This window comes from Brucella tritici, from assembly GCF_008932295.1.
In the GTDB taxonomy this organism is placed as follows: Bacteria; Pseudomonadota; Alphaproteobacteria; order Rhizobiales; family Rhizobiaceae; genus Brucella; species Brucella tritici.
On the sequence record NZ_WBWA01000014.1, the window covers coordinates 66888 to 92003 of the forward strand.

The following is a 25116-nucleotide window of genomic DNA, read 5'->3' on the forward strand; positions in this document are numbered from 1 at the left end:
AATCCAATTGCATTTGGGAGGTGTAATGAAGATCACCGCAATCGAAACCACTCGCATCGCCGAACGGCCAAACCTGTTGTGGGTGGAAGTTCACACAGACGAAGGGATTACCGGACTCGGTGAGACCTTTTTCATGTCTGAGACTGTTGAGGCTTATCTGCACGAATATGTCGCGCCGCGCGTTCTCGGTCGCGATCCGCTGCAGATTGATCTGCTGGCTTCAGATCTTGTGGGGTATCTCGGTTTCCGTTCAACTGGCGCGGAAGTGCGTGGCAACTCCGCTTTCGATATCGCCCTGTGGGATTTATACGGCAAGGCTGCAAACCTGCCGATCGCCCAACTTCTCGGCGGCTTCAGCCGTCAATCCATCCGCACGTATAATACCTGTGCCGGAACGGAATACATCAAGAAGGCGACGGGCCAGCAATCTGCCAATTATGGTCTGGCTGGTGCTGGGGCTAATTATGACGACCTTAATGGCTTCCTGCACCGGGCAGACGAACTTGCACTCTCGTTACTGGACGAGGGCATAACGGCGATGAAAATCTGGCCGTTCGACATGGCGGCGGAAAAGACCCGCGGGCAGTATATCTCTCAGCCTGATCTAAAGGCGGCATTACAACCTTTCGAGAAAATCCGCACGGCTGTCGGTGACCGCATGGATATAATGGTCGAGTTCCATTCCATGTGGCAGCTTCTGCCGGCCATGCAGATCGCCCGTGAGCTAGCACCTTTCAAGACCTTCTGGCACGAAGACCCGATCAAGATGGACAGTCTTGGCAGCCTGAAACGGTATGCGGAAGCAAGCATTGCACCGATCTGTGCCTCCGAGACGTTAGGAAGCCGCTGGGCGTTTCGCGACCTTCTCGAAACCGGCGTAGCTGGCGTCGTCATGCTTGATCTGAGCTGGTGTGGCGGCCTTTCAGAAGCCCGCAAAATCGCAGCTATGGCGGAAGCTTGGCATCTACCGGTCGCACCACATGACTGTACCGGGCCAATCGTCCTCTGTGCTTCGACGCACCTGTCACTGAATGCGCCGAATGCACTTATTCAGGAAAGCGTTCGTGCGTTCTACAAGACTTGGTATCGCGATCTGGTCACAGCTTTGCCCGAAGTAAAGAATGGTATGATTACCGTTCCCCCCGGTTCCGGGCTCGGCATGGAACTCAATCCGGAAATGGACAAGGCCTACTCGGTCAGCCGCAGAAAAACAGATCGATCTAATTTTTGATGCGACCACGACCTGAAGGCTGGACTCAACTCCGGACTGCAAATAATAGTATTATTGTTGTCAGACATCCTGACAACATATGGCCTGCGGGATATGGTCATGCATTGGGAGGATATCTGTGCAAGACAAGCGTGAACTGAAAGCAAAGACAATTTTGCCTGACGACAGCCATTCAGCGGTTTTAATCGGCCGGGTGTGGTCAAAAGCTGAAAATGGCCCTTGTCCAGTATTGGTGAAAAGCGGTCATTTGCACGATCTATCCAGCTTGTCTGCTACTGTTTCTGGCCTTCTGGAGCGAGATTCACTGATTAGCGAATTGAAAAATGCAGAAGGCTTTCCAAATCTCGGCTCTGTTGACGATTTTCTTTCCGGTGATCGCGGGGAACTGCTTGCCCCCATCGATTTGCAATCCATCAAAGCAGCGGGCGTCACCTTTGCTGACAGTATGCTTGAACGCGTGATCGAAGAACAGGCAAAAGGTGATCCTTCCCGCGCTCGCGAAATTCGCGAACGCCTCGCCCCAGTCATCGGTGACAATCTGCGAGGTGTCGCAGCAGGCTCCGAGAAAGCCGCAGGTGTCAAAGCACTCCTTCAGGAAATGGGACTTTGGTCCCAGTATCTCGAAGTGGGCATCGGCCCTGATGCAGAGATTTTCACTAAATCCCAGCCGATGTCCGCCGTCGGCTGTGGTGCGACCGTCGGTATTTTACCAATTTCACAATGGAACAATCCTGAACCGGAAGTGGTTCTGGTCGTCACTTCGGACGGACGTATTGTCGGCGCAACTCTGGGTAACGACGTCAATCTCAGGGACGTCGAAGGACGTTCCGCTCTCCTGCTTGGCAAAGCCAAGGATAATAATGCTTCCTGTGCTATAGGTCCCTTTATTCGCCTGTTCGATGGCGAATTCACCATGGATGTGTTGCGCAAGCTCAAGCTGTCGCTAACTGTCCACGGAGCTGACGGCTTCGAGATGACCGGCGAAAGCCCGATGGAAGCGATCAGCCGTGATCCCGAAAACCTCGCATCGCAGATGATGAACCGCAATCATCAATATCCGGATGGCGCGGTATTGTTCCTCGGTACAATGTTCGCGCCCGTCAAGGATCGTCGCGGTGCCGGACAAGGTTTCACCCACGAAGTCGGCGACCGTGTGGAGATATCAACTCCCAAGCTCGGCCGCCTCATCAATTGGGTCGACCGGACCGATAAATGTCCAGAATGGACATTTGGCATCAGGGCGCTGATCCAGAACCTGCAAGCGCGCGATTTGCTCGATAAAGTCTGAGGGCGGATAGATGACGAAAGCCATAGACTTCTTCTACAAGATACTTGGCGCAATTCTCGTCTTCCTCCTTGCTGGCATGGCCATTATGGTTTTCGTCAACGTGATTTTGCGCTACGCCGCAAATTCCGGACTGACCGTATCGGAAGAACTTGCGCGTTATTTCTTCGTCTGGGTGTCGTTTCTCGGAGCCGTCCTCACCTTTCGCGAGAACAGCCACTTGGGCATCGAGTCACTTGTCGCCCGCTTCGGGCGACAAGGCCGCATTACCTGTATGGCAATCAGCTATCTGATCGTCGCGTTGTGCTCGGCAATTTTCTTCTGGGGCACTTGGAAGCAATTCGACATCAACGCCAGCATGGTCGCACCCGTCACCGGGCTTTCGATGATCTGGGTTTACGGTGTCGGACTATTCACCGGCGGCGCGATGTTTATCATTGCAGCCGAGCGCTTTCTCCGTGCCGTTACCGGTCGTCTGACCGATGAGGAAATTGCCACCTTTGCGGGCGAACATTCGCTCGACCATCTGATGGAGTAGACGACATGACGCTTGTAGTATTTGTCGGCTCGCTCCTCAGCGCCATGGCAATCGGCGTTCCGATCGCCTTTTCGCTTATGTTCTGCGGTGTCGTTCTCATGTGGTACATGGGAATGTTCAACACGCAGATCATCGCGCAGAACATGATTGCCGGTGTCGACTCCTTTACCCTTCTGGCAATCCCTTTCTTCATTCTGGCTGGTGAACTGATGAATTCGGGCGGCTTGTCCCGCCGCATCATTGATTTCGCCATAGCCTGCGTCGGCCATATTCGCGGCGGTCTCGGTGTCGTTGCCATTCTTGCGGCCATCATCATGGCCAGCGTATCGGGTTCGGCTGCTGCCGACACTGCGGCGCTAGCAACCATCCTCGTCCCCATGATGGCGAAAGCAGGCTATAATATCCCACGCTCAGCCGGACTGATGGCAGCCGGTGGCATCATCGCACCGGTCATTCCGCCGTCCATGGCAATGATCGTATTCGGTGTTGCGGCAAATGTATCCATAACGCAGCTTTTCATGGCGGGCATCGTGCCAGGTTTGATGATGGGTATTGCCCTGCTCTTCACCTGGCAGATCGTCGTCAGAAAAGACAACCTCAAAGTACTACCCAAGCAATCCGGCAAAGATCGGCTACAGGCAACCGGACGTGCACTATGGGCGCTCGGCATGCCGATCATCATTCTTGGCGGCATCCGAATGGGTGTCATGACGCCCACAGAAGCTGCAGTAGTCGCCGCAGCCTATGCCCTTTTCGTCGGCATGTTCATCTATCGCGAGCTGAGATTTGTCGATCTCTATGGCGTCTTTTTACGAGCAGCCAAGACAACATCCGTCATCATGTTTCTTGTCGCGTCCGCGCTGGTTTCGTCATGGCTGATCACCGCAGCAAACATTCCGGCGGAAATCAGCGGCTATATCGCTCCGCTGATCGACAGCCCGAAGCTGCTAATGTTTGCGATCATGATCCTAGTGCTTGTGGTCGGAACGGCATTGGACCTCACACCGACAATTCTCATCCTGACGCCGGTCCTGATGCCTATCGTTAAGCAGGCAGGTATCGATCCCGCCTATTTCGGTGTCCTGTTTATCATGAATAACAGTATCGGGCTTATCACGCCGCCGGTTGGCGTCGTGCTGAATGTGGTGAGCGGCGTCTCAAAGGTGCCGCTCGGAAAAGTGGTTGCTGGCGTCAATCCGTTTCTGATTTCGCAAGTGATCGTTCTGTTCCTGCTGGTTCTGTTTCCAAGTCTCGTACTGGTACCCATGAACTGGCTTCATTAGGTTCAACATCAACTCTGGGAGGAGAGTTCAATGAGAAAACTGATTATGCTGGCAACGACTGCTCTCATAGCAGGAGCGCTAACCGTACCTGCATTTGCCGAATTCCAGGATCGCAACATCCGCGTTTCGAATGGCATTAACGAGGACCATCCGGTCGGCAACGGCATCAAAGCGATGAATGAATGTCTTGCCGAAAAATCCGGTGGCAAGATGAAGATGACCGCGTTCTGGGGTGGAGCACTGGGAGGCGATTTGCAGGCAACACAGGCACTGCGCTCCGGTGTACAGGAAGGCGTCGTCACATCGTCATCGCCGCTCGTGGGCATCGTTCCCGCACTCGGTGTCTTCGATCTGCCATTTCTCTTCGCTAATGATAAAGAAGCAGATGCCGTCGTCGATGGCCCCTTTGGCAAGATGATGGACGAGAAGCTTGCGTCCGTCGGCCTCGTCAATCTTGCCTATTGGGAAAACGGCTTCCGAAACCTTTCAAACTCAAAACATCCGGTTAATAAGTGGGAAGACTTCAGCGGCATGAAAGTCCGCGTGATGCAGAACAACATCTTCCTCGACACGTTCCAGAACTTTGGTGCCAATGCGACCCCGATGGCGTTTGGTGAAATTTTCTCCGCGCTGGAAACAAAAGCTATCGACGCGCAGGAAAACCCTTACGTCACAATCGATACGTCAAAATTCTTCGAAGTGCAGAAGTACATCACAGAAACGAAACATGCATATACACCGTTTCTGTTCCTGTATTCCAAGCCGATCTTCGACACATATTCACCGGAAGAACAAGCTGCCTTGCGTGAATGTGCCGTTGTCGGTCGCGACATCGAACGCAAGGTCATTCGCGAACTGAACCAGAAGTCGCTCGAGAAGATCAAGGAAGCGGGTCTGGAGGTAAATACCCTCTCGCCGGAAGAGCATGCCCGCATGCTCGAGAAATCCCAGCCGATCTATGCCAAGTACAAATCCCAAATCGGTGACGATGTCATCGATGCGGTACAAAAGCAGCTAGGTGAAATCCGCAAATAGTAAAAGCCTGAACCAAAAGAATAGGCCGCGCTCACTGCGCGGCCTATCTCATTTCACTCAAGCCGCTTTCAGACGATTGTTAACTCGTTCAGCCAGCTTGCGGGCCCGTGCAAGACTATCGGCTTGTTCGGTACTGAAGCGATCTTCCCCGATTTCCATAATCACGAACGTATCGGGCAAGAAAGTCAGTTCATCGAAAATTTCTTCCCACGGAATATCGCCCCATCCGATCGGCAGGTGCAGATCGCCAATGCCGAGGGCTGTCGCTTCCGCAGGATGATAAAACTTGTTCATCGTATAAGGGCGACCAAAACTGTCGTGTATGTGCAGATGTCCGGTCACAGGCGCCATAGCGCGAATCTGCGGACGCCAATCCAGACCCAGGCGTGTGCATTCAATATAGGCGTGGCTGAAGTCGATCAATCCACATACGGACGGATGATTGATCGCGGCAACCGTTTCGGCGACCTGGGCCGGTGTCTGCCGATATTCAGCGTCGCTCATAGCGAAGATATTCTCCAGTGCGATCCGGACGCCATAGGTGTTTGCAAGCTCCGCCATTTCAGCGAGCGCATCTCGTTCCATCTTATCGAGATCAGGAATACGAGAAAGCGCTGGCATGGGAGCATGGCCAGAGTGATGAACCAGAATTTCCGCCCCGACACGGTCGCAAAGTTCGAGCATCGCTCGAACAACAGCCTTCTGATACTCTAGATGCTCGCGATCCATGAAGTTGGAAACGATCTGTCCGTGGACACTGTAGCGCGTATCAAACTGTCTGGTGATATTGACAAGACGATCCACGCGTTGCGGAATGAGACGTCCGCCCGAGATTATTTCCTCGCCATATAGCGACAATTCTACAGCTTCCGAACCAAGTTCGACGATGTTTCGGATTGCGCCCTCAAGCGTGCTGAAATTGCCGTCACCCGTCGGGGTGCAGAAGCCAATCGCTGATATTGTGTGGTCAGAGGTCATGATGCTCGTCCTGTCAGACATGAAAAATGCGCGAGCCGAATATCCGACATCGCGCATCCCCTCTGGCACGCGCCTATTTCAGGCGTATGACTATGAGAAACGATTTCTCCTCAATTGAGAGGAATCGCGTTTCCATCTTTGCTTGCCTGATATGTGTCGGACAATTCATCATATTTGGCGAAAATGGCATCAAGTCGTTTGCCAAGACGCTGGCGGTCGGCATCAGGCAGGGAGGCAACCATCTTTGGGATCGAGTGACTATGCCAGAAGGCATTATCGCGGTTATATCCACCCGGCTCCAGCGTGAAGACTTCCTTGAGGATCTTCAAATCGTGGGGGATCGAGAAAGAATCTCGTGAATCCTCGTGACTGAACAGGTAGTAGAAATTGTCAAAGCCACTCCATGTAATTGCCGAAAGGCACATGGAACAAGGCTCATGAGTGGAAAGAAAGACCATGTCTTTCGTATCCGGACGCCCGCTCTCCGGCATTTCGTAGAAACGCTTCAAGGTATGCACTTCACCATGCCAGAGTGGATTTTCAGTCTCGTTGTTGGTTTCCGCAAGAACAAGAGATAGATCCGATTTGCGCAACAAAGCTGCACCGAAAACCTTGTTGCCCTCTGCCACGCCTCGTTCAGTCAGCGGAATGACATTCTGCTCGATAACGTCGATCAGCTTTTCAAGCAGTTTCAGTTCATCTGTCTGCACAGTTCTATTCCTCCGGATGTTGCAGAAAAGCGCCGGGCTGTCTTAAGCCCGGCGCTTCTATTGTCACTCCGCAAAGAATGCGAAGCGGATGACGAAGAGTGCTGCAACCAGCCAGGTAGCCAGATGTACGTCACGCGCCTTGCCGGTGAAGGCTTTGAGCACGACGTAGCTGATGAAGCCGAAGGCCAAACCGTTTGCGATGGAATAGGTGAACGGGATAGCCAATGCCGTCAGCGCGGCAGGAGCAGCTTCCGTTACGTCATGCCATTCGATCTCGGTCAACTCACGCATCATCAAGCAGGCAACGTAGATCAGGGCCGGTGCTGTCGCATATGCAGGGACAGAGCCGGCGAGCGGCGAAATGAACAAGGCTGCGAGGAACAGCAGTGCAACAACCAGAGCCGTCAGACCTGTGCGACCGCCAGCCTGAACGCCCGATGCACTTTCGACATAAGCCGTCGTGGAAGACGTACCGAGAAGCGAACCACCAAGAATTGCCGTGCTGTCAGCAAAAAGCGCGCGTCCAAGACGGTTTGGCTTACCCGGTTCGATCAGGCCGCCGCGCTTCGCCACACCGATTAGGGTGCCGGTGGCATCAAAAACCTCGACCAGTACGAAAACCAGGATCACGTGCAGAATGCCCGTATGCAAGGCGCCCATCACATCAAGCTGAAGGAAGGTTGGCGCTAGGCTCGGAGGAGCCGAGAAAACGCCGCCGAACTGGCTGATGCCGAGAGCAATCGATGCAACAGTGACGACGAGAATACCGATGAGGATCGCACCGCGAACTTTCAGGGCATCCAACACAGCTATGATGAAGAAACCGGCAATCGCCAGCAGCGGGCCAGCTTTGGTCAAATCCCCAAGACCAACCAAGGTTGCCTGGTTGCCAACGACAACCCCAGCGCTTTTCAAACCGATCAGAGCCAGGAACATACCGATACCTGCAGCAATCGCGCTACGCAGAGAATGCGGGATACCCTCAACCAACCAGCGACGTATACCCGTCACTGTCAAAATCAGGAAAATAATGCCGGAAATGAAAACGGCACCAAGCGCCTGCTGCCAGGAAAAGCCCATCGCCCCAACAACGGTGAAAGCGAAGAAGGCATTGAGGCCCATGCCGGGCGCCATGCCGATAGGCCAGTTTGCGACGAGCGCCATGATAATCGAGCCGAGCGCCGCCGCAAGGCAGGTGGCGACAAAAACGGCATTTCGATCCATACCTGTAGTGGACAAAATATCCGGGTTTACGAAGATGATGTAAGACATCGTCAGGAAGGTCGTCACGCCGGCAATGATTTCCGTTCTCGCCGTAGTGCCGTGTTCCTGTAATTTGAACAGCTTTTCGAGCATCGTCCCTCCAAGGCAAGCGCCCGTCAATTAGCCCCTCAGTTCGCGTGAAATTGCGACGCGCAACACGTTGCGCTTCGTAATATGCCGAGCCGAGGCAACCTATGCGATTGCCATAATGTTAGTTGCCGCTGCAGATTTGCAGTCGGACATGTTCCCCATACACCCATCGCGGTCAAAAGCACAGTTCTGCCGTGTGAATGCCAGTTTGTTGACATGATTTAGTGTGGACTGAGATATCGCCACGCGCCAGTCACTGATTTGCCGGGAAATATTTGAAACAGATTCAAAAAAGACAGCTCATGAGAGCGGTTTTGATAGTTCTAACTGACTGTTTGAAATGAACTTTGCAACATCAAGGCCGTGCCGTACATGCCTAGCGCAAAAAACGTATGCGCAATAAGATTGAGCAAACGAACGTTACGCGCATTCGGCAATTTGGATGCCGCCCAGCCGATTCCCAAGCCGGGTTGCAACAGAAACCACCCTGCCGATACTGTCAGTATACCAAAAATCCAAACCGGCAAAAAGACAGGGTCCGCAAGCCATTCCGCACCACCATAGATGGCGAAGATAACACCGTAAAGAATACCGACCGCATAGTGCCCAATCCAGCCAAGAGCTACTTCATGCTTATAAGGCTTGGCATCAGAAATATCATCGTGGAAAATTTGCCCGTGGCGGAGATGCCAGAACCACCGACCGACCAGCCCCCAATTTGGGCGCGCCTGCCCCGGCATTGCTGCCAGTATCAATGCCCACAAGTCCATTATGATCGTTGCGCCGATCCCAATCAGGATTCCACCCCAGATAATGTCCATGTTTATTGTTCCTCTGCATCACCGGACGGCCAGATAAGCCTGAGACCGCCCGATGATGCAAGTGATAGATATGCGTGCACTCCTGCATTCCACGCAATACTAACTGGCAACGACTTCGCACAATAAAAAACAAGCACCGGCAATAGACACTGCTATGAAATAAAGGCGATGAAGATAGGTAAGCCAACCGCAGCTACAACGGAAAGGTCGTATCTTCATCGCCTGCCCCCGCAAAAGCAACTTGGCGGAAAATTGAGAGAACGACAATCGCGATCTGTCCCAAAATGGTACGGATTATGTCTCATTTCCTATGTAAGAAGAGCGATCAGTTAAAATTTGCGCTGCTGTCAGCGCGCTAAACGAAATTATACAAGCCGGAGCTGGAATCTCAGATCAAAGAATTAGCTATAGAAAAAACAAAAGCGCCGGGACTGGAGACCGACGCTTTGTTACTTTATTCGATTTTCACTTACGGGGCGATCTTTCAGGAGACACGCCATAAGTTATTACTTACCGAAAACCGCGCTCTGAATCTGCGAACGCGAAACACCAATATCGGCAAGAAGATGGTCGTCCATTGCACCAAGCTCACGAATAGCGCGGCGGCGGGATACGAACTGCTGTACTTTCTGACGAATGTTCATTTGCTTTCTCCTCGTTTGGATGATTGCTAAATAGGCGTTTGCCCAAATTTCCACCACGGATATGATTGCAAATGAGGCATGCGTTTTTGCTTGAGCTCAAAACCTTGAAAAGGTCGAATTTACTTCTTTTCCAAGCAATGATCCAATTATAGACTTAAATGCAGAATTTCAGAAATGTCTTTTGCCAATGAGCTTCTAATCGATTAAGGGAGCGGAAGGAATGAATTCCTCCCCGTTTCTTTCGGACATCGCCATGCTTTACGGTATTTTTCTCGCATTTGCGTCCTATGCGGCATTCGCTGTCAGCGACGCCTGCGTCAAGTTTCTTGATGGCATGCTCTCGCCATATGAAGTCGCATTCTTCGGTGCAGTGCTAGGTCTGCTGGCTATTCCTTTTACAAAGAAAGCTGACGATGCCTGGTTCGATATGTTTCGCACCACCAACATCAAGATGTGGCTGTTGCGGACCGTAACCGCTGCCATGGGCACGATAGGCAGCGTTACGGCATTCACGCATCTCTCCATGGCAGAAGCCTTCGCGCTCATTTTCCTGCTCCCAGCCTACGTAACAATACTTTCAGTGGTGTTCTTGAAGGAGCAGGTTGGCTGGCGGCGATGGTCGGCAGTTCTCATCGGCTTTGTCGGTGTTCTGATTGTGCTTCGCCCCGGTTTCAGAGAACTCTCGATCGGCCATCTCGGGGCTCTTGCCGCTGGCATGGGTGGCGCGATGAGCATCATCATCTTCCGCGTCATGGGGAAGCATGAAAAGCGCATATCGCTTTATACAAGCGGGCTAATCGGCCCTATCATCATCTGCGGGGCTTTAATGACCCCGTCCTATGAAGCGCCAAATACCGAGCAATGGATTTACCTCGCGGGCTACGGCCTGCTTGCAGCCCTCGCCAATATCCTACTGATGCTTGCGGCCCAACGCGCTCCAGCGAGCGCTATTGCCTCTCCACAGTATAGCCAGATGATCTGGGCGATCCTTTTCGGATATTTTGTTTTCCACGATCATATAGATACGCCAATGCTGATCGGCATTGTTCTCATTACTATTTCCGGCCTCTTCACCTTCATCCGCGAGAGACAACGCGGCGTTAAGGGGCCTCCGGCTGTTGTCACATCGGAACCGACTCCGGCGCTTTTGGAAGCCAAAGTGGAACAATCTTGAAGCTCGACAGCGACAAGTTCGCGCTTGTCTCGGACGTTGCCTGCTCCTACGATGTGGACAGCCTGTCTAGGATCGACGAAATAACGCTTCAAACAGAAGTGCTTAGGACATTGATCTGATTCAATCATATCGAGGCGCACCAAGCATTTTTCCGATAGCGATCTGTGTTTGAATGCGCTCTGACGCTGGCAGAAGCATGAGAAATATACTTGTCAAAGGACTAGGGAAATGACCGATAAACGGGCGATGTGGACCTATTACCAGGGCGAATGGCGTGAAGGAGATGTTCGCATCCTCGGTGCGGCATCACAAGCTACTTGGCTTGGTTCGCTGGTATTTGACGGCGCACGCTTGTTTGAAGGTGTTACGCCGGATCTCGACCGTCACTCAGCACGTGCCAACGACTCAGCCCGTGCTCTGGGATTGGAACCGACACTTTCCGCCAATGACATCGAGGCGCTTGCGCGCGAGGGCCTGAAAAAATTCGCACCGGGCACAGACGTTTATATCCGCCCCATGTACTGGGCAGAAGAAGGTGACGCCAGCGCAGTCGCTCCACTTGCATCATCCACGGATTTTGCACTCTGCCTTGAAGCGATCCCCATGGTCGAGCCGAAGGGCTTCACCATAACCACGACATCGTTTCGTCGGCCATATCTGGAAGTCATGCCGGTCAATGCCAAGGCGGCCTGCCTCTATCCAAACAATGCTCGCATGCTGCGTGAAGCAAAGGCAAAAGGTTTTAACAATGCACTGGTGACCGACGTCGTCGGCAACGTTGCAGAGACGGCCACATCGAACGTTTTCATGGTGCGTGGCGACGAAGTTTTTACGCCAGTTCCCAACGGAACCTTCCTCAACGGTATCACGCGCCAGCGTGTCATAAGTTTGCTGCGCGCAGCGGGCGTTACCGTTCACGAAACGACACTGAAGATCGAAGACTTCCGCCGGGCAGACGAAATCTTCTCCTCCGGCAATATGAGCAAAGTTGTGCCGATTATCGGTTTTGATGATCGCAAACTGGAATACGGGCCGCTGACCAAACGCGCTCGTGCTCTTTATTGGGAGTGGGCTCACGCCTGATCTCCAAACACAACATCTCCGGTCGTTGGATCGGAGATGTTTGTTCCTTCTCCCACAATAGCTGACCTCATCATCACATGATCGAACATACGCCCCTTTTTCTCGCAATTGCAGTTATTGCGGCATTTCTTGTCGGGCTTTCGAAAGGTGGCTTGCCGTCGGTCGGTACACTTGCCGTTCCGTTGATGGCATTGGTCATATCACCAGTTACTGCTGCCGCTCTTTTGCTTCCGATCTATGTCATCAGCGATATGTTCGGCCTGTATCTTTATCGCCACCACTTTTCCGCGCGTAATCTGGCGATCCTGACCCCGGCGGCAATTCTCGGCGTAGGCATTGGCTGGATGTTCAGTGCGCATCTGTCTCCGACATTCATCGGAATGCTTGTCGGATTGGTCGGCATCCTTTTCTGTTTCAATGCATGGTTCGGCGCACGCTATCGCAAACAGGCACGAAAGGCAGACGTTCCCGGCGGTGCCTTCTGGGGTGTACTTACCGGCCTTACCAGTTTCGTCTCTCATTCCGGCGCACCACCGTTTCAGATGTATGTGCTGCCGCAACACCTTCCAAAACTGGTCTTTGCTGGCACATCGACTATTCTTTTTGCCATCGTCAACGCCGCAAAGCTCGTGCCCTACTGGCAATTGCAGCAGTTTTCCAATCTCGACACATCACTCGGCCTTTGGCTCGTCCCTGCCGCCGTCATTGGCACCGTTGTTGGCGCAAGACTGACACGGATCATGCCCGACGGCCCATTCTTTCTGCTGGTGCAGCTGACATTATTCGGACTTTCCATCAAGTTGATTGCCGACTGGATTGCGCCTTATTTCTTCGGTTGAATACATTCGGTCACCGCTTGCAACACTTCACCCCTTCGGTCACGATGCTTTCATCAAGCGCCTTTTGGGAGAGAGGAAGCGGGGATGGCCGATGCTGATGCGATAATCATTGGAGCAGGGCTGGCGGGACTTGTCGCCGCTCACGAACTAGCTGCAGCCGGACGCAAAGTCATTCTCCTTGAGCAGGAAGGGGAAAATTCCATCGGTGGACAAGCGTTCTGGTCTCTCGGTGGGCTCTTCATGGTCGACAGTCCCGAACAGCGTCGCCTTGGCATCAAAGACAATATCGACCTCGCGCGACAGGACTGGTTCGGATCGGCACAATTTGACCGTTCCGAAGATCACTGGCCAAAACGCTGGGCTGAATCCTATCTCGAGTTTGCCGCCGGAGAAATGCGGGCGTGGCTTCATGGTCTTGGCATGCGCTGGTTTCCTGTTGTCGGCTGGGCAGAGCGTGGCGGAGCAAAAGCAGATGGTCACGGTAATTCAGTGCCGCGGTTTCATGTGACCTGGGGAACGGGACCGGCTGTTGTAGCACCGTTCGAACGGTCGCTCCGCGCAGCAATCAGCGAAGGACTCATAACCCTAAAATGCCGTCATAGGGTCAACAGCATCGCTACTAGCGGCGGGCGCGTCGGTGGCGTCTATGGAGCGGTGCTGGCGCCATCGACCGCCGAGCGCGGGCAATCTTCGTCACGCGATACTATTGGCGAGTTTGCCTATTTTTCTGACTGCGTAATCGTCACATCTGGTGGCATAGGCGGCGACCCGGACAAAGTTCGAAGGGCATGGCCACGCGACAGGCTGGGCATTCCTCCGAAAGAAATGGTATTGGGCGTTCCGGCTCACGTTGATGGACGCGGCATCGATATTGCCGTGGCTGCTGGTGGACATGTCATCAATGCTGATCGCATGTGGCACTATACGGAAGGCGTGCGAAACTGGAACCCAATCTGGCCAAACCATGGCATTCGCATTCTGCCCGGGCCGTCATCCATGTGGTTCGACGCCAGGGGCAATCGTCTCCCCGCGCCCTGTCTTCCCGGTTTCGATACGCTTGGCACTCTCAAGCATATTCTCTCGACCGGCTACGATTATTCCTGGTTCATATTGACTGAGAAAATCATCCGCAAAGAGTTTTCACTATCCGGATCGGAACAAAATCCGGACCTCACCGGCAAAAACTGGAAGCTTTTGCTTAAAAGCCGCCTCGGCAAGGCTTCCCCACCGCCGGTCAAGGCGTTCTTGGACAATGGAGCCGACTTTATTACAGCCGGAACGCTGGACGAACTTGTTGCAAGAATGAACGGTTTGACTGACGAAAAAATCCTCAATCCAGATCATATCCGCTATCAAATGGAAGCGCGGGATCGCGAAATAGCGAACCGTTATTCCAAGGATGCACAGGTGATGGCAATCCACAATGCCCGCGCCTATATCGGTGATCGTCTCACACGCGCGGTGCCGCCGCATTCTCTGCTCGACCCAACCAATGGTCCGCTTATTGCTGTCAAACTTCATATTCTGACGCGCAAGACGCTTGGTGGCTTGCATACCGATATGGATGCCCAGGTGCTGAATGCGGCTGGCGAAAAAGTGCCTGGATTATATGCAGCAGGCGAGGCTGCTGGCTTTGGCGGCGGCGGTTATCATGGTTACAACGCGCTTGAAGGAACATTTCTCGGAGGCTGCATCTTTTCCGGCCGGACAGCCGGACGTGCAGCGGCAGCCAGAATATGACTCCCATTTCTGAAAAGTATCAGACTCAACATCGGCCTTCCGCGGCCTCATTCCATATATGAGTTTTTTATTTTTCAGTGTCGCGCCTACTCTCGAAACCCTATGCGGTGCGGCAACATAATGCCCCTGTAAGAAACAGGGAGTCCCTTAGGGGCAGTTCAGGCATGACAATGGATTTCGCCGTCCTTGCAATTGGGATTGGCTTTTTCGCACTGATGTTCGGCTATTTGCGCATCTGCGAACGGCTTTGAGGCATCGCCATGATGATTGAATACATCGCTGGCGCTTTGGTTGCAGCCTTCATAGCCGCTTATCTCCTTTACGCGCTCATACGACCGGAGCGGTTCTAGGCCAATCTGTGGCCCAGCCCGCGTAACCGGCAGCCTTTCAGGCCTCGGAAAAGACCATGACACTCAATGGATGGATTCAGATCCTCGTTTTTTGCGGGATCATCATTTTGCTCGTCAAACCGCTCGGCGGTTACATGACACGCGTTTTCAGCGGTGAGCGGACCTTCCTTTCACCTGTCCTCGTTCCAGTCGAGCGTGGGCTTTATCGCCTCGCAGGCGCAAGCGAACGAGAAGAACAGCATTGGATGACCTACACCGTCTCCCTCTTGCTATTCAATTTGGCCGGCTTTCTGCTGCTTTATATACTGCAACGGTTTCAGGGCTCCCTGCCCTTCAATCCGATGGGTATGAGCAACGTGCCGGCAGATCTCGCCTTCAACACCACTGCCAGTTTTGTCACCAACACCAACTGGCAGAACTATGGCGGTGAAAGCACTATGTCCTACCTGACACAAATGGCAGGGCTGACAGTGCAGAACTTCGTTTCAGCCGCTACTGGCGTTGCCATCGCCATAGCGCTCATTCGCGCGTTCTCGCGCAAATCCATGAAAACGCTTGGAAGTTTCTGGGTCGACCTCACACGCTGCACGCTCTACGTCCTTTTGCCCTTGTGCATTGTTCTCACTCTAGCTTTCGTCGGCCTCGGCGTACCGCAAACGATTGGGGCTTATGCTGAAGCAACGACGCTGGAAGGCGCAAGACAGGTGATCGCACTCGGACCGGTTGCTTCGCAGCTTGCCATCAAGATGCTCGGCACCAATGGCGGCGGCTTCTTCAATGCCAATTCGGCGCATCCCTTCGAAAATCCTGACGCTATCTCCAACATGATCCAGATGGTTGCGATTTTCGCTATTGGCGCGGCCCTCACCAACGTCTTCGGACGAATGGTCGGCAACGAACGCCAGGGTTGGGCGATTTTTGCTGCCATGGGCATATTGTTCGTTGCAGGCGTTGCTATCTGCTACTGGGCGGAAGCGGCAGGCAACCCCCTTATCCATGCGCTCGGCATCGATGGCGGCAACATGGAGGGCAAGGAAACGCGTTTCGGCATTGCAATGTCCGCACTTTTCGCCGTCGTTACGACCGCCGCGTCTTGCGGTGCGGTGATCGCCATGCATGACAGCATGATGGCACTGGGCGGAATGATCCCCATGATCAATATGATGCTGGGAGAGATTATCATCGGCGGCGTAGGCGCAGGCTTTTACGGAATTGTTCTGTTCATCGTCGTTGCCATTTTCGTGGCCGGGCTGATGGTTGGACGCACTCCTGAATATCTCGGCAAGAAGATCGAGGCCAAGGAGGTGAAAATGGCGATGCTCGCCGTACTCTGCCTGCCGCTGTCGATCCTTGGCTTTACGGCAATCGCCTCCGTCATTCCGGCAGGCTTGAGTTCCATTGCCAATCCGGGACCGCACGGTTTTTCGGAAATCCTCTATGCCTATACGTCGGGAACCGCCAATAACGGCTCGGCATTCGGCGGGCTCTCCGGCGACACGCCCTGGTACAATATCACCATCGGTCTCGCCATGCTGATGGGCCGATTTCTGGTGATCGTTCCTGCAATGGCAATAGCCGGTTCACTTGTCGCCAAGAAAGCAGCTCCCCAATCTGCAGGCACCTTCCCTACAACCGGCCCGCTTTTCGTAGGCTTGCTGATCGGCGTCATCCTTGTGGTTGGAGGTTTGATCTTCTTCTCAGCGCTGGCACTCGGTCCCATTGCCGAACACCTCGCTATGGTGAAGGGGCAGATGTTCTGATGCTGAAACCCTCTAGCTGCATTCTCTCGATCCTTCTAGCAACGACCGTTCTTCTTCTCGCGGTTCAGCTTGCCGGATTGATCTGAGCTTTCCGAACGGAAACGTAATTTTACTGGAGCCTCTGTTATGAGCCAGTCCAAATCCGCGAGCATTCTCGATGCCCGCATCCTTTTACCCGCCATCGGCGATGCCTTTCGCAAGCTCAACCCCAGAAGCCTTGCACGCAATCCGGTAATGTTTGTGGTTGCCGTCGTTTCGCTACTCACGACATTGCTGCTTTTGAAAGACGTGGTCGCCGCCAATCCAAATGTCGGTTTCTCATTCCAGATCGTATTGTGGCTGTGGTTCACAGTCCTGTTTGCCAATTTTGCCGAGGCCGTCGCAGAAGGCCGCGGCAAAGCGCAGGCAGATTCGTTGCGTCGGACGCGAACGGAAACTCAAGCCAAACTTCTGGATAATCCCGGAGGCCCAAGCTGGAAAAGCGTGCCGGGAACGAGCTTGAAAGTTGGCGATATCGTTCTGGTAGAAGCGAATGACATTATTCCCTCAGACGGAGAAGTCATCGAAGGTGTGGCATCCGTCAACGAAGCTGCCATCACTGGCGAATCCGCGCCGGTCATCCGAGAATCCGGCGGCGACCGCTCTGCCGTTACAGGCGGAACACAGGTCCTGTCCGATTGGATCAAGGTTCGTATCACAGCCGCGCAAGGTTCGACCTTCATCGACAAGATGATCAGTCTCGTGGAAGGCGCCGAACGCCAGAAAACGCCAAATGAGATCGCGCTCAATATTCTGCTTGCAGGCATGACGCTGATCTTCGTTCTCGCCGTCGTTACGATCCCGAGCTTTGCGACTTATGCAGGCGGCTACATCTCTGTCACGGTACTGGTCGCACTTTTCGTCACCCTGATCCCGACCACAATCGGTGCCTTGCTTTCTGCTATTGGCATTGCAGGCATGGACCGCCTCGTACGCTTCAATGTGCTTGCCATGTCCGGGCGTGCAGTAGAAGCAGCAGGTGACGTCGACACCCTTCTCCTCGACAAGACCGGAACGATCACTCTTGGCAATCGTCAGGCAACTGCTTTTGTGCCGGTCAATGGCGTGACTGAGCAAGAACTTGCCGATGCAGCGCAACTGGCCTCTCTTGCCGATGAAACACCGGAAGGTCGTTCCATCGTCGTTCTCGCCAAGGAAAAATACGGATTGCGCGGGCGCGATATGCAAGGTCTTCACGCGCATTTCGTACCATTCACAGCACAAAGCCGCATGAGCGGGGTCGACATTGAAGGTTCCATCATTCGCAAAGGCGCTGTGGATGCTGTGCTTGCCTATGTGGGGCAGAGCAGGCACGCCGATGAAAGAACACACTCGGAACTGCAATCCATCGCTGACACAATCGCCAAGGCTGGCGGCACACCACTTGCGGTCGCTAAAGACGGCCACCTTCTTGGCGTTGTGCACCTGAAGGACATCGTCAAAGGCGGCATCCGCGAACGTTTTGCAGAGTTGCGTCGCATGGGGATCCGCACGGTCATGATCACCGGTGATAACCCGATGACCGCTGCAGCCATAGCTGCTGAAGCCGGTGTGGACGACTTTCTTGCGCAGGCAACGCCTGAAAACAAGCTGTCGCTGATCCGTGAAGAACAGGCGAAGGGCAAACTAGTTGCAATGTGCGGGGACGGCACCAATGATGCCCCCGCCCTGGCTCAGGCCGATGTCGGCGTGGCCATGAATACCGGTACGGTTGCCGCACGTGAAGCAGGCAATATGGTCGATCTCGACAGTGACCCCACGAAACTCATCGAAATTGTTGAAATCGGCAAGCAATTGCTGATGACACGCGGAGCGTTGACGACCTTCTCCATTGCCAATGACATTGCAAAATATTTTGCCATTATTCCGGCGATGTTTCTGGCCTTCTATCCTCAACTTGGCGCGCTCAACATCATGGGACTCGCTACGCCACAGAGCGCTATTCTGTCAGCCATTATCTTCAACGCCTTGATTATTGTAGCCCTGATCCCGCTTTCGCTGAAAGGCGTTACCTACAAGCCGGTTGGCGCTGGAGCGCTCCTCTCGCGCAATCTACTGATCTACGGCCTCGGCGGCGTCATCGTGCCGTTCATCGGCATCAAGGCCATCGATATGGCCATTACCGCCCTTGGCCTCGCATAAGGATTAGCAAAAATGCTGAAACAACTTCGCCCAGCGCTTGTGATGATCGTGTCGCTTACCGTCATAACGGGATTGCTCTATCCGCTTGGTATGACGGGTATCGCACAGGCGATCTTTCCTGCCAATGCCAATGGCAGCCTGATCGAAAAGGACGGTACAATCATTGGCTCCGAATTGATCGGACAAGGCTTCACCGGTGATCGCTACTTTCACGGTCGACCATCTGCCGCAGGACAAAACGGTTATGATGCCGCGAGTTCCGGCGGTTCCAATCTCGGCCCAACCAACCCAAAACTCATCGAGCGCATTAAAGCCGACGCCACTGCGCTGGCACAAAGCGAAGACTCCGCGCCACCGCCAATCAACCTCGTGACAACTTCCGCAAGCGGCCTCGATCCGCATATTTCGCCGGAGGCGGCTTTTTATCAGATATCCCGCGTTGCGAAAGCGCGCGGGATGAATGAAGCCGCATTGCGCGGAATTGTCGAGCAACAGATTGAAGCTCGCGAACTTGGCTTCCTCGGTGAACCGGTGGTCAATGTTTTGAAGCTGAACCTTGTTCTGGACAGGACAGGCGCCAAGTAGAATAACTGGCGGCGGCATGATTTGCCGCCCCTTCCTTTCAGGAGTGTTGTTTGACATCGGACCCGCTTCGCTTCGGCGAGAACAGACCTTCCCCCGATGCTCTGCTTGAACAGGCGGAACGCGAAACGCGTGGCCGCCTGAAGATATTTCTCGGTGCTGCGCCGGGCGTCGGCAAGACCTATGAAATGCTGATGTCGGGCCGCGCGCGCAAAGTCGACGGAATAGATGTCGTCATCGGCGTTGTGGAAACACATGGGCGAGCGGAAACCGAAGCCCTGACTGAGGGGCTTGAAATCGTGCCTCGTACGCAAGTGTCCTACCGTGGTCATCAACTTGATGAAATGGACATTGATGCCGTTTTGGCTCGCAAACCGCAACTGGTTCTTGTGGACGAACTGGCGCACACAAACGCATCGGGCAGCAGGCATCCCAAGCGCTATCAGGATGTCGAGGAAATTCTGGCGCGTGGGATTGATGTGTATACGACGCTCAATATCCAGCACGTCGAAAGCCTCAACGACGTTGTGGCGCAAATCACCCGCATCCGGGTACGCGAAACAGTGCCGGACAGTATCATCGACCGTGCCGACGATATAGAATTGATCGATCTCACGCCGAACGATCTCATCAAGCGCCTCAATGAAGGCAAGATTTATCTCCCGAAGACTGCAAAACGGGCAATCCGAAATTATTTTTCTCCGGGAAATCTGACCGCGCTGCGTGAATTGGCGCTGCGCCGTACGGCCCAGCGCGTGGACGAGCAGCTGCTCAGCCATATGCGCGCGCACGCTATTGAAGGGCCATGGGCAGCTGGCGACCGCATACTAGTTGCAGTCGATGATCGTCCCCGTAGTGTATCGCTGGTTCGCTATGCACGTCGGCTAGCAGACCGCCTGCGTGCGCCGTGGGCGGCCATTCATATCGAAACCGCACGTTCTGCCGGGCTTACTGAAGAAGCAAAAGACAGGCTTGCAACCGCATTAAGGCTCGCTGAACAGCTTGGCGGCGAAACAATCATCATTCCGGGCCAGTCCGTCGCTGAAGATATTGTCCGCTACGCTTCAGCCCACAACTTCACTCAGATCGTCGCCGGGAAGTCCATAAAGTCGCGCTGGCGTGAGATGATTGACGGCTCCACTGCGCGTGAACTTGTTCGGCTTTCCGGCGCTATCGATATTCATATTACGGCAGGTGTCGAGCATGAAAACGGAGGAGCCGGCCGCAAGGTCAGTACCGCTAGGCAGAACGCGACGCTCGATATCCGACCTTATCTGATCGGTATCGCCATTACTGGTGTAGCGCTTATCGCTGGATTGCTTCTCGACCAGTTTCTGGACGTACGCAGCATAGCTCTGGTTTTTGTTGTCGGCGTCCTCGGCGTTGCTGTCACCCTTGGTCTTTGGCCCGCGCTTTTCGCGTCCGTATTGAGCGCTTTCGCCTATAATTTCTTCTTTCTTTCTCCCCTCTATACGCTTTCCATCGCCGACCCCGAAAGCGTCGTAGCGCTTATTTTTTTCCTGTTTGTGAGCTTTATTGCCAGTAATCTGGCTAGTCGCGTTCAGCGGCAGGCCGCCGCTGCGCGACAACGCGCCCGCATGACGGAAGACCTGTATCTTTTCAGCAAAAAACTGGCGGGAACCGGTTCAATCGATGACGTGCTATGGGCCACCGCGTTCCAGATCGCATCGATGCTCAAGGTCCGCGCGGTGATCTTGCTCCCCGAAGGAAACAGCATCGCCGTCAGGGGCGCATATCCGCCCGATGACACTCTGGATGACGCTGATATCGCTGCCGCACACTGGACTTGGGAACATGATCTTCCTGCGGGGCGCGGTGCCAATACGCTCCCAGGTGCCAAGCGGCTATATCTGCCACTCAAAACCGCACGAACATCTGTGGGTGTCATCGGACTCGACAATGATCGCATAGGCCCCATTCTCACACCAGAACAGCAGCGCCTCTTCGAAGCTTTGGCCGATCAGGCCGCAATTGCTATCGAACGCGTTCAGCTTGTCGGTGATGTGGAGCGAGCCAGGCTTGCAGCGCAAGCCGACAAGCTGCGTTCAGCTCTCCTGACTTCAATCTCCCACGATCTGAAGACCCCGCTGGCCGCAATTCTCGGTGCCGCCACAACCTTGCGTGATTATTCCAGCTCATTGCCAGAGGCCGATCGGTCCGATCTGGTCACAACGATGGTAGACCAATCGGAACGCTTGAACCGTTTTATCGCCAACCTCCTCGATATGACACGGATCGAAGCGGGTGCGATGAAGCCCAATCTGTCCCTTCATTATGTTGGCGACCTCATTGGAGCTGCACTCAATCGTGCAGCCAAGATACTGGTCCATCATCAGGTCAATATTTCTGTTCCAGCTGATTTGCCCATGGTTCAGCTTGATGCTGTTCTGTTCGAGCAAGTTCTGTTCAATTTGTTCGACAATGCGGCGAAATATGCCCCTGAAAACACATCGATTACGATTAAGGCCCATGCTGGGCCGTCTCGTATGACACTCGAAATCAGTGATCGGGGCCCCGGCATTCCACCGGATGATCTGGAACGTGTATTCGATACATTCTATCGTGTACGTAAAGGTGACCATGTGCAGGCCGGAACCGGACTGGGTCTTTCAATCGCTCGCGGTTTTATTGAAGCGATGGGAGGCTCTATTCGAGCAAGCAATCGGCATGAAGGCACCGGTGCCGTTTTTACAATCACTTTGCCCGTCCTTGCTGATGAAGTTGACAAAAACTCATGAACGATCCGAAATTAAAGATTCTCGTTGTTGACGATGAACCCGCTATCCGGAAGTTGTTGCGGGTTGGGCTAACCACGGAAGGCTATACCGTTGTCGAGGCGGTGAACGGCGGCGAAGCTGATACACACATCGCAACGGAAAAGCCCGATATCGTGCTTCTCGATCTGGGGCTTCCAGATACTGATGGGCACGCTCTATTGCAACGCTGGAGAGAAACCGGTGTGACCTTGCCGGTTCTCATCCTCTCAAGCCGGACCGACGAAGCGGGGATCGTCCGTGCCCTCGAAGAGGGAGCCGACGATTACGTTCCAAAACCTTTCGGTATGAAAGAGCTTGCTGCGCGTTTGCGGGTCGCACTGCGACACAGGCTGCAACAGCAGGGAGAAAAGCCGCTTTTCCAAAGCGGCGGCCTTACGGTCGATCTTGTTCGCCGCATTGTGAAACTCAACGGCGAAGAAGTTAAATTGTCGCCGAAGGAATATGACATCCTTCGACTCCTCGTACAGCATGCCGGGAAAGTATTGACACACCATTTCATTCTCAACCAGGTCTGGGGGCCTGCGGCGGACGTTCAATATCTTCGCATCTATGTTCGTCAGCTACGACAGAAGATTGAAAAGTCGCCAGATCAGCCGCATTATATTCTAACTGAAACAGGCGTCGGCTACAGGCTGCGCGAAGCTGATCCAGCTCCCTGAGAAAGCCGGAACCAAGCCTTTGCGAAAGCGTTGTTTGCCAAACAACCAGGGTGATGGAGGCAAGCGTGGTCGAGCTGGTCAACAATATCGAGAATCTGGAATTTATCATTGCCAAAGCCCGAGAATATGATGTTCAGGTTCCCGCAACCGATGAAGAATCCGGTTCGAATGCCAGCGACGACAATGAAGTCGATATTCTCGATGCCTCGCTGGCAAACCCCACTCGCAAAGAACTTTTTGCGGCTATCCGCTCCCTAAATATCGACGAGCGGCAGGAATTGCTTGCCCTTATGTGGGTGGGTCGCGGCGACTTCAGCGCTGATGAATGGGACGAAGCCCTTTCAACTGCCGCCGATCGCGACAATGGTCGCGAAGCTAAATATCTCATCGGTACACCACTTCTGGGAGATTATCTGGAGGAAGGACTGGTCGCCCTCGGCTTCGATGTCGAAGCCTACGATAATGAATAAGAAAAATTGATGTTTCCATGTACCCTTCTGTTTTGACGCCGCCATATCCGCGCATTAGTGTCGAGCGCAAATCGGGTTGGTTCATGCTGACCCTGAACATTAAGCGCGACGGAGGACGGCACGATGCTTCAGAAAAACCTCGACCAGAAAACTGACTTCTATATTGATGGGGCGTGGCGCGCTCCATTAGAAGCCAAGACCATTGAGGTCATCAATCCCGCCGACGAAAAGCCTTATGCCGTCATTTCTGCGGGTTCTTCACAGGACATTGATCTGGCGGTCGCAGCCGCACGCAAGGCTTTTCCGACCTGGAGCGAAACGCCAGCAGAAGAACGCATCGGCCATATCCGGCGGTTAGTAGAAATTTACGAAACCCGTTTGGAGGAAATGGCCAAGGCAATTTCGCTCGAAATGGGTGCGCCAATCACACTTGCGCGTGAATCGCAGGCCGCAGCTGGCCTCTCTCATACCAAGGCTTTCATCGCGGCCTTCGAAAACTTCGAGTTCGAAGAGATCCTTTCTCCGAAACACCCGAACCAGACGGTCGTGCGCGAACCGATCGGTGTTTGCGGCCTCATTACGCCATGGAATTGGCCAATGAACCAGATCGCGTTGAAAGTAATTCCCGCGCTTGCTGTTGGCTGCACCGTCATCCTGAAACCGTCCGAAATCGCGCCGATGTCGGCTATGCTGTTTGCAGAATTTGTGGATCAAGCAGGCTTCCCGAAAGGTGTTTTCAATCTCGTCAATGGTGAAGGCACCGTTGTTGGCGAAGCGTTGTCGCAACACGCAGACGTCGACATGATGTCCTTCACGGGCTCCACCCGCGCAGGAACGGCAGTTTCGCGGGCCGCAGCAGCAACGGTAAAACGCGTTTCGCTGGAACTTGGCGGCAAGTCGCCGAACATCGTTTTTGCCGATGCCGACTTGGAAAAAGCTATGTCACGCAGCCTTGCGCATTGCTTCGAGAATACAGGACAGTCGTGCAATGCACCGACGCGCATGCTGGTTGAGCGCTCCGTTTACGACAAGGCCGTGGAAATCGCGAAGAAGGTGACCGCAGGTACCAAGGTAGGCGACCCGGCCAAAGAAGGCGATCACATTGGGCCGCTTTCCTCCTCGATCCAGTTCGAGAAAGTTCAGCAGTTGATCCAGAAGGGAATTGATGAAGGTGCGCGGCTTGTGGCAGGTGGTACAGGGCGTCCCGATGGGTTCACCGAAGGTGATTTCGTCAAGCCGACCGTCTTTGCAGACGTGAACAATGACATGACGATTGCCCGCGAAGAAATCTTCGGGCCGGTGCTTGCAATGATCCCTTTCGAGACGGAAGAAGAAGCCATTGCCATTGCCAACGACACTCCATATGGACTTGCAGCCTATATTCAGACCGGTAGTCTGGAACGTGCAAAACGCGTGGCTCGCAAATTGCGCGCTGGCATGGTGCAGATCAACGGCACATCGCGCGCACCCGGTAGTCCGTTCGGCGGCTACAAACAATCGGGCAATGGTCGCGAAGGTGGCAAGTGGGGTCTGGAAGACTTCATGGAAGTAAAACTTATCAGTGGATGATCCTTACACGATCACAAGAAAAAGGCGCCGCTT

Annotated in this window: 22 protein-coding genes; 17 read left to right on the plus strand and 5 right to left on the minus strand. The window is 53.8% G+C overall.

Translation table 11 applies throughout. The features are described from left to right. Positions 1–25 precede the first annotated feature (25 nt). The 5 genes from F9K91_RS15200 to F9K91_RS15220 all read left to right on the plus strand — a co-directional run bounded on the left by F9K91_RS15200 (position 26) and on the right by F9K91_RS15220 (position 5372). Complete coding sequence (locus F9K91_RS15200; RefSeq protein WP_151554565.1) at positions 26–1231, plus strand: mandelate racemase/muconate lactonizing enzyme family protein; 1206 nt, start codon at positions 26–28, stop codon at positions 1229–1231. A 79-nt stretch (positions 1232–1310) separates the two neighbouring features. Then, complete coding sequence (locus tag F9K91_RS15205) at positions 1311–2519, plus strand: fumarylacetoacetate hydrolase family protein (RefSeq protein WP_235913062.1); 1209 nt, start codon at positions 1311–1313, stop codon at positions 2517–2519. A gap of 10 nt (positions 2520–2529) precedes the next feature. Then, positions 2530–3054: a TRAP transporter small permease gene (locus F9K91_RS15210; protein ID WP_151554563.1), complete on the plus strand. Its 525-nt coding sequence runs from the start codon at positions 2530–2532 to the stop codon at positions 3052–3054. A 5-nt stretch (positions 3055–3059) separates the two neighbouring features. Then, positions 3060–4337 carry a TRAP transporter large permease gene (locus F9K91_RS15215; RefSeq protein WP_151554562.1) on the plus strand — a complete coding sequence of 426 codons (1278 nt, stop codon included), beginning with the start codon at positions 3060–3062 and terminating at the stop codon, positions 4335–4337. A 30-nt stretch (positions 4338–4367) separates the two neighbouring features. Then, positions 4368–5372, plus strand: a complete 1005-nt coding sequence (locus F9K91_RS15220; RefSeq protein ID WP_151678116.1) for a TRAP transporter substrate-binding protein — start codon at positions 4368–4370, stop codon at positions 5370–5372. A gap of 57 nt (positions 5373–5429) precedes the next feature. On the opposite strand, the gene F9K91_RS15225 is transcribed toward F9K91_RS15220, so the two are convergent. The 5 genes from F9K91_RS15225 to F9K91_RS15245 form a co-directional block, all read right to left on the minus strand. Next, a complete protein-coding gene (locus tag F9K91_RS15225) occupies positions 5430–6350 on the minus strand; it encodes a sugar phosphate isomerase/epimerase family protein (RefSeq protein WP_151651134.1) in 921 nt (306 codons plus the stop codon). Positions 6351–6460: 110 nt separating this feature from the next. Then, positions 6461–7060, minus strand: a complete 600-nt coding sequence (locus tag F9K91_RS15230; RefSeq protein WP_151651133.1) for a deaminase — start codon at positions 7058–7060, stop codon at positions 6461–6463. 63 nt (positions 7061–7123) lie between these two features. Next, complete coding sequence (locus tag F9K91_RS15235; RefSeq protein ID WP_061347091.1) at positions 7124–8416, minus strand: NCS2 family permease; 1293 nt, start codon at positions 8414–8416, stop codon at positions 7124–7126. A gap of 320 nt (positions 8417–8736) precedes the next feature. Continuing rightward, complete coding sequence (locus tag F9K91_RS15240; RefSeq protein WP_151678117.1) at positions 8737–9234, minus strand: DUF2938 domain-containing protein; 498 nt, start codon at positions 9232–9234, stop codon at positions 8737–8739. Between the two features lie 506 nt (positions 9235–9740). Next, positions 9741–9878 (minus strand): DUF1127 domain-containing protein, encoded by a 138-nt coding sequence (locus tag F9K91_RS15245; RefSeq protein ID WP_006471330.1) that lies wholly within the window; start codon positions 9876–9878, stop codon positions 9741–9743. Between the two features lie 253 nt (positions 9879–10131). On the opposite strand from F9K91_RS15245, the gene F9K91_RS15250 reads away from it, so the two are divergent. The 12 genes from F9K91_RS15250 (at position 10132) to F9K91_RS15305 (ending at position 25083) form a co-directional block, all read left to right on the plus strand. Then, complete coding sequence (locus tag F9K91_RS15250) at positions 10132–11052, plus strand: DMT family transporter (RefSeq protein WP_151678147.1); 921 nt, start codon at positions 10132–10134, stop codon at positions 11050–11052. A 228-nt stretch (positions 11053–11280) separates the two neighbouring features. Continuing rightward, positions 11281–12135: a branched-chain amino acid aminotransferase gene (locus tag F9K91_RS15255; protein WP_151678118.1), complete on the plus strand. Its 855-nt coding sequence runs from the start codon at positions 11281–11283 to the stop codon at positions 12133–12135. Between the two features lie 77 nt (positions 12136–12212). Further along, positions 12213–12974: a sulfite exporter TauE/SafE family protein gene (locus tag F9K91_RS15260; RefSeq protein WP_151678119.1), complete on the plus strand. Its 762-nt coding sequence runs from the start codon at positions 12213–12215 to the stop codon at positions 12972–12974. Positions 12975–13058: 84 nt separating this feature from the next. Continuing rightward, positions 13059–14714 carry an FAD-binding dehydrogenase gene (locus tag F9K91_RS15265; RefSeq protein WP_151678120.1) on the plus strand — a complete coding sequence of 552 codons (1656 nt, stop codon included), beginning with the start codon at positions 13059–13061 and terminating at the stop codon, positions 14712–14714. A gap of 263 nt (positions 14715–14977) precedes the next feature. Further along, complete coding sequence (gene kdpF, locus F9K91_RS15270; protein ID WP_151554661.1) at positions 14978–15064, plus strand: K(+)-transporting ATPase subunit F; 87 nt, start codon at positions 14978–14980, stop codon at positions 15062–15064. Positions 15065–15120: 56 nt separating this feature from the next. Further along, entirely contained in the window at positions 15121–16824 is a 1704-nt protein-coding gene (gene kdpA / locus F9K91_RS15275) for a potassium-transporting ATPase subunit KdpA (RefSeq protein ID WP_151678121.1), read from the plus strand. Positions 16825–16950: 126 nt separating this feature from the next. After that, positions 16951–19005: a potassium-transporting ATPase subunit KdpB gene (gene kdpB, locus F9K91_RS15280; RefSeq protein WP_151678122.1), complete on the plus strand. Its 2055-nt coding sequence runs from the start codon at positions 16951–16953 to the stop codon at positions 19003–19005. Between the two features lie 12 nt (positions 19006–19017). Beyond that, entirely contained in the window at positions 19018–19590 is a 573-nt protein-coding gene (gene kdpC / locus F9K91_RS15285) for a potassium-transporting ATPase subunit KdpC (protein WP_151678123.1), read from the plus strand. 50 nt (positions 19591–19640) lie between these two features. Then, complete coding sequence (locus F9K91_RS15290) at positions 19641–22346, plus strand: sensor histidine kinase (RefSeq protein WP_151678124.1); 2706 nt, start codon at positions 19641–19643, stop codon at positions 22344–22346. Continuing rightward, positions 22343–23044 (plus strand): response regulator, encoded by a 702-nt coding sequence (locus F9K91_RS15295; RefSeq protein ID WP_151678125.1) that lies wholly within the window; start codon positions 22343–22345, stop codon positions 23042–23044. The genes F9K91_RS15290 and F9K91_RS15295 overlap by 4 nt, the downstream gene beginning before the upstream one ends. Before the next feature lie 65 nt (positions 23045–23109). Then, positions 23110–23514, plus strand: a complete 405-nt coding sequence (locus F9K91_RS15300; RefSeq protein WP_109986488.1) for a DUF3775 domain-containing protein — start codon at positions 23110–23112, stop codon at positions 23512–23514. A gap of 123 nt (positions 23515–23637) precedes the next feature. After that, positions 23638–25083: an aldehyde dehydrogenase family protein gene (locus F9K91_RS15305; RefSeq protein WP_151554548.1), complete on the plus strand. Its 1446-nt coding sequence runs from the start codon at positions 23638–23640 to the stop codon at positions 25081–25083. The last annotated feature ends 33 nt before the right edge of the window (positions 25084–25116 follow it).